The sequence below is a fragment of the Pleomorphomonas diazotrophica genome, from assembly GCF_002844595.1.
GTDB lineage: Bacteria > Pseudomonadota > Alphaproteobacteria > Rhizobiales > Pleomorphomonadaceae > Pleomorphomonas > Pleomorphomonas diazotrophica.
On the sequence record NZ_PJNW01000011.1, the window covers coordinates 41,449 to 52,716 of the forward strand.

Here is an 11,268-nt window from a genome sequence, read left to right on the forward strand (position 1 = left end):
TTCCAAGATGACCTATGCTGCCTCCCCCTCCGCCTTCCACCCTCGCCGGGCCATGGTGCTCGCCGCCGGACGCGGCAAGCGCATGCGCCCGATCACGGCGACCACGCCGAAGCCGCTGGTGGAAGTGCTCGGCCGCAGCCTGATCGACCGGGTGTTCGATCGCCTGGCCGAGGCTGGCGTCGAGACGGCGGTGGTCAACGTTCACTATCTCGCCGATCTCGTCGAGGTGCATGTCGGCAAACGGCGTGACCTTTCCGTCATCGTCTCCGATGAGCGCGATCTGCTGCTCGACACCGGCGGTGGCGTCGTCAAGGCGCTACCGCATCTCGGCAGCGAGCCCTTCTATCATCTCAACTCCGATTCCATCTGGATCGAAGGCGTGTCCGCCAACCTGCCGGCGCTGGCGCACGCCTGGGACGGCGACCGCATGGACGGCCTGCTGCTGCTCGCCCCCATCGTCGGCTCGGTCGGCTATTCGGGCGTTGGCGATTTCGACATGGCCGGCGACGGCCGCCTGACCCGGCGGCGCGAACGCACCGTCGCTCCCTTCGTCTACGCCGGTGCCGCCATTCTCAAGCCCGATCTTTTTGCCGGCCGACCGCTCGGTCCCTTCTCGCTCAACCGCATCTTCGACGAGTTGATCGGCGAAGGCCGCCTGCATGGCCTGCGGCTCGAGGGCACCTGGCTTCACGTCGGCACGCCCGAGGCGATCCGGCAGGCGGAACGGACGATCCTGACATCGGCGGAGTAGGCCATGGCCGGGCGCGTCTTCACCATCCATCCCGGTGCGCCCTTCCTCGCCACGCTGGCCGAAGCTCTGCTCGACGGCCATCTGATTGCCGGGCGCAGTTATCGCCATCACCCCCTCGACCTTGCCGATGTCAGCATCTACCTGCCGACCCGCCGCGCCGGGGTGGCGCTCAGGCAGGCGTTTCGCGAGGCCGTCGGCGGCGGTTCGACAATGCTGCCGCGCGTGCTTTCCATATCCGACGTGCTGGAGGCCGAGGACGATCTCCTGGCGCCGGAGGCGCTGCATCTGCCGCCGGTCATCGCCGCCGCCGAACGGCGGCTGATGCTGGCGCGCCTCGTCGCCCGCTGGCGCGAACGCGTGGCGAGCGATCAGTTGCTGACTCCTTCAGGTCAGCCGGTGGCCGTGCCGGGCTCACCGGCCGAGGCACTCAATCTCTCGGCCGACCTTCTGGCGCTCCTCGATCAGGCCGAACTGGAGGGTGTCGACTGGGACAAACTCGACACGCTGGTGCCGGACGACTATGCGGCCTGGTGGCAGCTGTCGCTAAACTTTCTCCGGATCGCCACCGAGACCCTGCCCGCCGCCATCGCCGAACGCGGGCAGATCGGCGCTGGCGCCTTTCACCGCGCCATGGTGGAGGCGACCATAGCCCGCTGGCAGACCCGGCCGCCGCCCGGTCCGGTGATCATCGCCGGTTCGACCGGTTCGGTACCGAGCACGGCCGACCTGATGGCCGCCGTGCTGGCGCTTCCCGAGGGTGCGCTGGTGCTGCCGGGTCTCGATGTCGGCGCGCCGGCCGACACGGTAGCCGCCAGCGTGTTCGATTGCGCCCATCCCGAGCACACCATGAACCGGCTCGTCGAGCGGCTTGGCATCGAACGTCAGGATATCGGGGAACTGGGTGCGCCGAAGCCGGCTCTGGCAGCCCGTGTCGACATTGTGCGGCGAGCCCTGGTGCCGGCGGCCGTCACCGACCGCTGGCCCGAACATGCTGCCACCCTGGATGCCGATGCCGCGGTAACGGAGGCGGCGCTTGCCCACGTTTGCCTGACGGTGGCCGCCAACGAAGCCGAAGAGGCGCTCGCCGCCGCCATCGCGCTCCGCCAATGCCTTGAGAACCCCGAGGCGCGGTCGATCCTCGTCACGCCCGATCGCACCATCATCCGCCGCGTCGTGGCCGAGCTCGACCGTTTCGGCATCGATGTGGAGGACACGGCCGGCCAGCCGCTGCCGCAAACGCCCTATGGCCAGCTCGCCCTGCTTCTCGTCGAAGCGGCGGCCGAAGACTTCCCGCCGGTGAAGGTAGCCGCCATCCTCGGCCATCCGGAGGCGCGTTTCGGCTGGCCCCCATCGCGGGTCCGGCCGGCCGGCCGGCTGATCTCCCGCAAGGTGCTGCGCGGCCCACGCCTTGCCGGCGGTGTCGCGGCGATCACCAAGGCGCTGCAGACACTGGCGGAAAAAACCGAGGCGAGGGATGACACCGCACTCGTCGCGGATGCCCTCGCTCTTGCCGCCGCCTTCGGCGAGGCCATGGCGCCGCTCGTTGCGGCGGCAGCTAAGCCGACGCCGACGTTGACCGACTTTCTCGGCGCGCTGCGTGAGACCTTGGACCACGTCACCCGCCGCGCCGCGGACGACCATGACGATCCGACCCGGGCGGAGCGGCAGCTTCTGTCGATCGTCGATGAGCACCTCCAGACGCCCGACGCCGGTCTGGCACTCACCGGCGCCGACTTCGCTCCGGTTCTGCGGGCGCTGATCGGCAACGTCCTGGTGCTGACGCCGAGCCGCCAGGCCCGCGTCATGGCCACCGGCCCGATCGAGGCGCGCCTGCTGCCCACCGACCGGCTGGTACTGGTCGGTCTCGATGAGGGCGTCTTTCCACCGGTCACCGACACTGGCGCCTGGCTGTCGCGACCGATGCGCGCCGGCCTCGGCCTCAGCCCGCCGGAGACCCGCATCGGCCTGTCGGCGCACGATTTCGCCGCCGCCCTCGGCGCGCCGGACACCGTGCTGATCCGCTCGGCCCGGCGCGGCGGCGCACCGACCGTGCCGACCCGTTTTCTCCAACGCCTGACCAGCCTGATCGGCCCGGCGCGAACCGAGGCGATGGAGGCGCGCGGCGGCCGCTTTCTCGACTGGGCGCGCCGGCTCGATGACCGGCAGCCGCTGCCGCGCGCCGCTAGGCCCAACCCGGAGCCGCCCTTGGCGGCACGGCCGCATATGCTGCCGGTCACCGACATCGAAACGCTGATCCGCGACCCCTACGCCATCTACGCCAAGCGCATCCTGAAGCTCAGGCCGCTCGACGGCTTCGGCGAGACGCCGGACTTCGGCACGCGCGGCACGCTTGTCCACGGCATCCTCGCCGACTTCGCGGAGCACTGGACGGGGCCCTGGGATGAGGTAGCCGTTGCGGCGCTGATCGAGTTCGGCCGTCAGCGCTTTTCCGAGACGCTTGCCGCCCATCCGGAGGTGCATGCGCTCTGGTGGCCGCGATTTCAGGCCCTCGCCCGCTTCATCGTGCTGGAGTTCGAGGCCAAGCGCGCGCCGCTGGCTCGCTATCCGGAAATCGAGGGTAGCCTCCCGGTGACCGACAGCTTCACGCTGACAGGCCGCGCCGACCGGGTCGACGTGAAAGAGGACGGCCGCGTCACCATCATCGACTTCAAGACCGGCCGGGCGCCGACCGCGGCACAGATTGCCGCCCAGCTGACGCCGCAGTTGCCGCTTGAGGCGGTGATCGCCCGCCATGGAGGCTTCACGCGCCTGTCGGGCCCGCGCGAGGCGGCCGAACTGGTGCATGTGGTGTTGCGCGGCCTTGAGGGGCGCGACGAGATCGAGAGCTACACGGGTCATGCGCCGCGCGGCGGCGATCCGGTGACGCTGGAGGAAACGATCGCCGAGGCGGAAATGCGCCTGCGCGGCCTGGCGCGTGCCTATGCCGATCCCAAGCGCGGCTACCTGTCGCGCGCCCGGCCGTTCCGCACCACCGACCGTGGCGACTACGACCATCTCGCACGGGTGAGCGAGTGGAGCGTCGCGGACGACGGAGGCGAGGAATGAAGATTCCGGCCGCCACCCGTCAGACGCAGCTTCTCGCCACCGACCCTGCGGCCTCCGCCTTCGTGTCGGCCAATGCTGGGTCCGGCAAGACCTGGGTGCTGACGCGACGGGTGATCCGCCTGCTGCTCGACGGCGTCGATCCCGGTCGCATTCTCTGCCTCACCTTCACCAAGGCGGCGGCGGCCGAAATGTCGGGCCGCATCTTCGACGAACTCGGCCGCTGGGCCGGCCTCACCGACGACGAACTGACCCATGTTCTGTCCGACCTCGAAGGGAAGCCGGTGCGGCCCGACCGGCTGGCGCCGGCTCGGCGGCTGTTCGCCCGCGCCATCGAAACGCCGGGCGGCTTGAAGATCCAGACGATCCATGCCTTTGCCGAAGCCTTGTTGCAGCGCTTTCCGCTCGAAGCCGGTCTCGACGGCCGCTTCCGCGTGCTCGATGACGCCCGTGCCGCCGACCTCTATGCCGAAGCCAGGGCCGAACTGTTGTCGGCCTGCGCCGCCCATCCCGACAGTCCGGAAGGACGGGCCCTCTCCGAACTGGTGGCCATTGCCGGCGACGAAGCGCTCGATCGGGCGCTCTCCGCCGTCGTCGCCGCGCGCGACGACCTCGCGGCCTTCTTCGCCGGCAACGCTTCAGTCGATGAGGCGCTTGTCGCCTTGCCGCAGGCGCTGGGCGCGCCGGCGGGTGCCAGCCGAGAAAGCCTTGTCCGGGACATGTCGGCATCGCCCGACTTTTCCGGCCCGTTCCTAAGCCGGCTTATCGATGCCATGGACGGCTCGAAATCCAAATCCATGGCGACGCTCGCCGACGGCTTCCGCACCGCACTGGCCACAATCGACCCCGAGGCGCGACGCCCGCTCTGGCGCGGCCTGTTCCTGACGGCGAAAGGCGAGGCGCGCAAACGGCCCTTCACCAAGGATATTCTCGACGCGCTGCCGGAAGCGGGCGAACGTTTCGAGCGGGAGGCGCAGCGGCTTGTCGGCTTGGAACGCGCGCTGTCGGCAACGCTCTGGGGCACGCGCAGCGCGGCCCTGCTTCGTCTTGCCGACCGGCTGATCGGGCTCATCGAAGCCAAGAAGGCACGGCTCGGCCTCCTGGACTTCGACGACCTGATCGAGCGGGCCGCCGCTCTCCTGTCGCGTTCGGACGCCACCGAATGGGTCCAATACAAGCTCGACGAAGGCCTCGACCATGTGCTGGTCGACGAGGCGCAGGACACATCGCCGCGTCAGTGGCAGATCGTCGAGGCCCTGACCGGCGAATTCTCTGCCGGCGAAGGAGCGCGCAACGGCCGCCCACGCACCGTGTTCGCGGTCGGCGACGAGAAGCAGTCGATCTATTCCTTCCAGGGAGCGGCGCCACACCTGTTCGGCCTGACGCGCCAGACGCTCGGGCGCCGTCTCGCCGAGGCCGGGCTGCCAGTCCATGATCTTCGCCTCACCCTGTCCTTCCGCTCGACGGCGGCGGTGGTCGGCGCCGTCGACGCCGTGTTTCGCAACCCCGAGGCCCACGCCGGCCTTTCCACGGATGCCGGCCCCACCGTTCATGAGACGATGCGCGGCCGCGAGCCCGGCCTCGTCGAGCTGTGGCCGGCCGTCGAAAAGCTGCCGGCGCCGCCGCCCGGCAACTGGGAGGACCCGGTCGACACCGCCGCCACCGCCAGTCCGGCCGTGCGCCTTGCCGGCCGCATAGCCGACGAGGTGTCGGGCTGGCTGCGCTCCGGCGCCCGCCTCGACGCCACCGGCGAAGCGATCCGGCCCGGTGACATCCTGGTGCTCGTCCGCAAGCGCGGCGCCTTCGTGGAAGCGGTCAACCGGGCCCTGAAGCAACGCGGCGTGGCCGTGGCCGGCGCCGACCGGCTCGACGTCGTCGGGCATATCGTCACCCAGGACCTGCTGGCGGCCGCCCGAGTGGCGCTGCTGCCCGAGGACGACCTGATGCTCGCCACCGTCGCGAAGTCACCGCTCGTCGGCCTCTCGGAGGAGGCGCTGTTCCGCCTTGCCCATGGCCGTCAGGGCCTTCTCTGGGACGCCGTCCGGCAGCAGGCGGCTCAAGGGGATGTCGACGCCGAGACGCTGCGCGCCGCCGTCGCGCTCTGGATGAGCCGCGCCGATCGGGGCGAGCCTTTCGCTTTCCTGTCGAAGCTCGTCGGACCTGACGGCGGGCGAGCCGCTTATCGCGCCCGCTTCGGCCGCGAGGCCGACGAAGTCATAGAGGAGTTGCTGACCCTGGCGCTGGCCTATGAGGGCGAGGAGACGGCCGGGCTCAACGGCTTTGTCGATCGTCTCGCCCGAGGCGGCGAACGGATCCGCCGCGAACTCGATGCCGAGCGCGACGAGGTGCGCGTCATGACGGTGCACGGCTCGAAAGGACTGGAGGCACCGGTGGTGTTCCTGATCGACCCCGGCGACAAGCCGGCGAGCGAGAAGAACCTGCCGGACGTGCTGGCCGTCAGCGACGGCCCCAATCCGCCGATCGTCTGGCGGCAGAGCGGCGCCTTCCGCCCGGCCCCCGTCGAGGCGGCGGCGGCGGCCTTCATCGCCGCGCAGGAGGAGGAGTACCGGCGCCTGCTCTACGTCGGGCTGACGCGGGCTCGCGACCGATTGATCGTCGCCGGCATCAAGGGGGCCGACGAGGGTGTCGACCGCCGCTGGCACGGCCTCGTCGAGGCGGCGCTCGGCAGCGACGCCGAAACGGTGAAGGATGCCGAGGGCACCGTCGTCGCATGGCGCTGGCGCGCAAGCGACGAAGATCCGCCTGCCCCACCTCGATCGACCCGTCAGGCCGTCGGCGAACCGGCGCCGTTGCCCGACTGGCTGACCCGCAAAGTGACTGACGTCGCTTCCGAGCCTGCCAGCGTTGCGCCCTCACGCGCCGGTGCGACGGGTGAAGCCGGAGCGTCGGCACGCGCCTTCGACCCGGTTGCAGCGGCGCGAGGTACCGTGCTGCACCGCCTGTTCGAGCTGCTGCCGGACATCGAGCCAGCCGCCCGCGCCACGGCAGCCGACAACTATCTCGCCCGCCTTCTTCCTGATCTTCCGGACAGCGAGCGAACAGCGCTGGCGGATAGCATCGTTGCCCTGATGGCCCGCCCGGATCTCACGCTTCTGTTCTCACCCGCCGCCCGCGCCGAAGCGGCGATTGCCGGCAGCGTCACGACCCCAAAAGGTCGGCCCATCGCCGTCAGCGGCAGCGTCGATCGGCTGCTGGTCGAGCCGAACGCGGTGATGATCGTCGACTACAAGACGGCGGCGCGGCCACCACAGACAGTGCCGCAGACCTATATCCTGCAGCTCGCGCTCTACCGCGCGGTGCTTGGCCGCCTTTGGCCGGACCGGCCGGTGCGGGCAGCGATCCTGTGGACGGCGGCCGCCCGGTTTGACGAAGTCGCATCGGCCACGCTGGACGCGGTACTTGCCGGCTATCTTCGAAACATGGACGCCGGTGCCCTGCCTCTCGATCACGAAAACGAAACCGACGACGCGTTCTAGAGCAAAAGTCCGTAGGGCCCTCTCGCCTAACCCTTTGTTTTACCAGGCGGCGGGATCCCACCGGGCCGACGGTGTCGCGGCCCCATGCTTCCGCCGCGCTTGACGCTGCGGGGCAGGCTCCTTAGCTTTCGGGCAACAGGCGCGGCCCGGCCATGAGTCGGTGCCGCGTCGTCCATCTCGCGAGGTCCGCCATGTCGACCAAGAAAGTCACCGATCAGTCGTTCTCCACCGACGTGCTTGGCTCGTCGACCCCCGTCCTCGTCGACTTCTGGGCCGAGTGGTGCGGCCCCTGCCGCATGATTGCCCCCGCGCTCGATGAGATCGCCGGCGAGCTCGACGGCAAAATCACCATTGCCAAGCTCAATGTCGACGAAAACGGCAATACGGCCATGAAGTATGGCGTCCGCTCGATCCCGACGCTGATCATCTTCAAGGACGGCGAGCCGGCGGCCATGAAGGTCGGCGCCGCCCCGAAGAGCGATCTCGCTGCCTGGATCAAGGCCGCCATCTGACGGCTCTGTCGTTGATCAAAACAAAACCCCGGCTCTGCGATGCGGAGCCGGGGTTTTTTGTCATCTGGCGGGTTGATCAGCCTGCGAGCCGCAGGTCTCCCACCCACTCGAAGATCTCCTCGGCCTTGCAGGAGCAGCCGCAGGAGCCGACCCTGGAGCAGGCGGCGCCGGCTGCCAATGGCCGTATCTTGCCCTTGGCGACCCAGAGGTCGAGAACCGCGCGAACGGCGTCCTCGGCGGCATCGAAATGCAGTGCGACGTCGGCAAGCGAGGCATTGCCCCGCTCCCTCATGTAGTCGCGGACGGTGGACGGGGTCATCATCGTCGTTACTCCGCCGGCTGCGCGGCGAACGAGCGGCCGCGCGCCCGACCGGCCATCCACATGACGGCGATACCGGCAACAAAGATGGTCGCCGTTATCAGCAGCCAGCGGGTGGAGCTTGCCGGATGGGCGGCGAAGGTTGCCGCCTGATAGAAGGAAACGGCAGCGAGATAGCCGACGACCGTCGTCCAAACCGTGGCGAAGGCCGTCCACTTGCCACCGATCTCGTGGCGCATGGCGCCGAGCGCGGCGACGCAGGGCGTGTAGAGCAGGATCAGCAGCATGTAGGCGAAGGCGGCGGCGGTGCCGCCGAAATGCGACTGCATGGCACCGAAGACGGAGCCGCTGACTTCCAACTGTTCGGCGGCGGCGGCGCTATCATCGACATATCCGACGTCGAGCCCGAGCGGATCGACGAGGCTGCCGCCCAGCGCGCCGAGGTTCTCAGGGATGGTCTCGAGCGCGCCGAGAAGCTTGTCTCCGAGACTCAGTTCCTCCTCGGCCGGTGCGGCGGCAGGTGCGGCTCCCTCAACCCCTACCTGCTCGTAAAGGGCGTTCAACGTGCCGATTACCGCTTCCTTGGCGAAGATGCCCGTGAACAGGCCGACGGCGGCCGGCCAGTTGTCGCGGGTGACGCCCATGGGCTCGAACACCGGCACCAGTTCCTGGCTCACCACCGCCAGCACGCTGCCACGGGTGTTGTCCCTGTCGACGCTGCCATCGGTGCCGATCGCCGACAGGAAGGAAAGCACCATGACGATCGGCACGATCACCTGGCCGGCGCGAAGGATGAACTCGCGCAGGCGCTGCCAGGCCTGCACCGCCACCGAGCGGATGGTCGGGATGTGGTAGGGCGGCAGTTCCATGACGAAGCGGGTCGGCTCGCCGTCGAGCAGCGTCGACTTCAGGACGAGACCGGTCAGCACGGCGAAGGCGAGGCCGACGATGTAGAGGCCGAAGACGATGTTCTGGCCGCTGACCGGGAAGAAGGCGGCGGCAAACAGCGCGAAGACCGGCAGACGGGCGCCGCAGGACATGAAGGGCGCCATCAGCGACGTCATGATGCGGTCGCGACGGCTTTCGAGGGTGCGGGTCGCCATGATGGCCGGCACGTTGCAGCCGAAGCCGACGATCAGCGGCACGAAGGACTTACCCGGCAGGCCGATGGCCCGCATGGCCCGGTCCATGACGAAGGCGGCCCGGGCCATGTAGCCGGAGTCCTCGAGGAAGGACAGGAACAGGAACAGACAGGCGATGATCGGCACGAAGGTCGACACCGTCTGTATGCCCGAGCCGAAGCCGACCAGAGCCGCTTCGATGATCGGCGGCGTACCGAGGGCGGCGAGCAGCTCGCCGAGACCGTCGACGAAGACGGCGCCAAAAGCCTGATCGAAGAAATCTATGAAGGCCCCGCCCACCGAGATGGTGAACAGGAACATCAGATACATGGCGAACAGGAAGATCGGCACGCCCAGCACGCGGTTGAGCACCACGCGGTCGATCATCTGCGACAGGGAGGCGGACAGCCGCTGGGTGCGCCGGAAGACGCCAGCCATCAGTTCGCCGATGAAGCGATAGCGGCCGTCGGCGATGACGATATCGGCATCCTCGCCGGTCGCCGCCTCGATGGCCGCCCGGGCTCGATCAATGTCGGCAACCAGGCTCGGCCCGGCTATTGTTTCGGCGAGCGTATCGCCTTCGATCAGCTTCAGGGCCACCCAATCCGGATCGGCCTTCGCGGCGCGGGCAGCATCGGCAACGAGCGGTGCCAAAACGGTGACGGCGGCGGTTACAGCCGGATCCTGCTCAGGCCGGGCGATCGGCCGTAATCCGGCACGGGCGGCGGCAACGATCTCCGCCTTGAGGGCGCTGCGACGACCATGATGGCCATGATGATGGCCGGAATGGTGCGCATGCTCGCGCCGGCCGAGCCCACGCGTTGCGATCGTCGGAACGACCGGGCAGCCAAGTCGCTTCGACAGCGCATCGATATCGATCTCCACACCATCGGCCTTTGCCATGTCCATCATGTTCAGGACGACCAACATGGGCACGCCGAGCTCAATGAGCTGGGTGGTCAGGTAGAGGTTGCGTTCGAGGTTGGAGGCGTCGACGATATTGAGGACGAGGTCGGCCTCGCCGGACATGACGAAGTCGCGCGCCACGCGCTCATCCTGCGAGCCGGCGTCGGCGCTGCCGATCAGATAGACGCCCGGCAGGTCGACAACATCCACCGGCTGACCATCAAGGACGAAGCGGCCGACGCGCTTTTCGACGGTGACGCCGGGCCAGTTGCCGACCTTTTGGGTGGAACCGGTCAGCGCGTTGAACAGGGTGGACTTGCCACAGTTGGGATTGCCGACGACGGCGACGACGAGGGGGGTGTCCGCGGCCATCAAACGGCCTCCAGCTCGAGAATGGCCGCTTCCGACTTGCGCAGGGTCAGGGTGAAGTTGCGAACGGAAATCTCGATCGGATCGCCAAGCGGCGCCTTGCGGCGGACCTCAAACACTGCACCGGGCGTCAGTCCCATGGCGAGGAGGCGTTGCCGGTAACCGCGGTCTCCGGCGACCAGGCCGGTGACGCGAGCGCTGTCGCCCGGCTTCATTGTCTCGATCGAAAGACCCATTCTCGCCTACTCCAAGCAAGCGCCCCGCCCGGCCAGACGAGCCTACCGGCAGCTTCGACACTGCAACTCAGTCTCAACTGTATATGTCCCCGTGCAGATAAGCCTCAATTCGTATTCGACCTTAGGCTTAACCAATGCTACGGAGACGCCGGATAATTTACGCAAATCCTGCCAAATCGAGTAGACAAATCCAGCAGTACAGTCATCGAGACTGTGAGTAGAACCAACGAAGATTTATGGAACAGAAAAACGCCAGCTCGAATTCGCCCCTAGAGGCGAATTTTCCTCGGCTCAAACTTGGCTAATCGAGTGTACTTTTTGGCCGCAACACGGCGACGGCGCTTCTTACCAGACAATAGCACATAGATAAACCGATTAATCTCTTGTCGAATACTGTCCTCATCTCAAGGGTCGGGAAGGAGGGAAAAGCACGTTCATAGTCATCGATGAGCGAACATACCGTCGGCTCTCGCGAACTTTCCGTTTTACCGGCA

At 68.0% G+C, this 11,268-nt stretch carries 7 protein-coding genes; 4 read left to right on the top strand and 3 right to left on the bottom strand.

All coding sequences use genetic code 11. The annotated features are described in order from the left end of the window. Positions 1-7: 7 nt before the first annotated feature. From CXZ10_RS13580 to trxA, 4 genes are all read left to right on the top strand, one after another. Positions 8-751: a nucleotidyltransferase family protein gene (locus CXZ10_RS13580; protein ID WP_101289890.1), complete on the top strand. Its 744-nt coding sequence runs from the start codon at positions 8-10 to the stop codon at positions 749-751. 3 nt (positions 752-754) lie between these two features. Then, positions 755-3,817, top strand: coding sequence for a double-strand break repair protein AddB (gene addB, locus CXZ10_RS13585; RefSeq protein ID WP_101289891.1), 3,063 nt, complete (start codon positions 755-757; stop codon positions 3,815-3,817). Then, positions 3,814-7,311, top strand: a complete 3,498-nt coding sequence (addA, locus tag CXZ10_RS13590) for a double-strand break repair helicase AddA (RefSeq protein ID WP_101289892.1) — start codon at positions 3,814-3,816, stop codon at positions 7,309-7,311. The genes addB and addA overlap by 4 nt, the downstream gene beginning before the upstream one ends. Before the next feature lie 191 nt (positions 7,312-7,502). Further along, positions 7,503-7,823, top strand: a complete 321-nt coding sequence (gene trxA / locus CXZ10_RS13595; RefSeq protein WP_101289893.1) for a thioredoxin TrxA — start codon at positions 7,503-7,505, stop codon at positions 7,821-7,823. A gap of 76 nt (positions 7,824-7,899) precedes the next feature. On the opposite strand, the gene CXZ10_RS13600 is transcribed toward trxA, so the two are convergent. From CXZ10_RS13600 to CXZ10_RS13610, 3 genes are read right to left on the bottom strand one after another with little or no spacing between them, the layout of a single operon-like run. Continuing rightward, a complete protein-coding gene (locus tag CXZ10_RS13600) occupies positions 7,900-8,145 on the bottom strand; it encodes a FeoC-like transcriptional regulator (protein ID WP_210199932.1) in 246 nt (81 codons plus the stop codon). Between the two features lie 5 nt (positions 8,146-8,150). Then, on the bottom strand, positions 8,151-10,541 hold the full coding sequence (gene feoB, locus CXZ10_RS13605) for a Fe(2+) transporter permease subunit FeoB (protein WP_101289894.1): 2,391 nt from the start codon (positions 10,539-10,541) through the stop codon (positions 8,151-8,153). Next, on the bottom strand, positions 10,541-10,774 hold the full coding sequence (locus CXZ10_RS13610) for a FeoA family protein (protein ID WP_101289895.1): 234 nt from the start codon (positions 10,772-10,774) through the stop codon (positions 10,541-10,543). The genes feoB and CXZ10_RS13610 overlap by 1 nt, the downstream gene beginning before the upstream one ends. Positions 10,775-11,268: the final 494 nt, after the last annotated feature.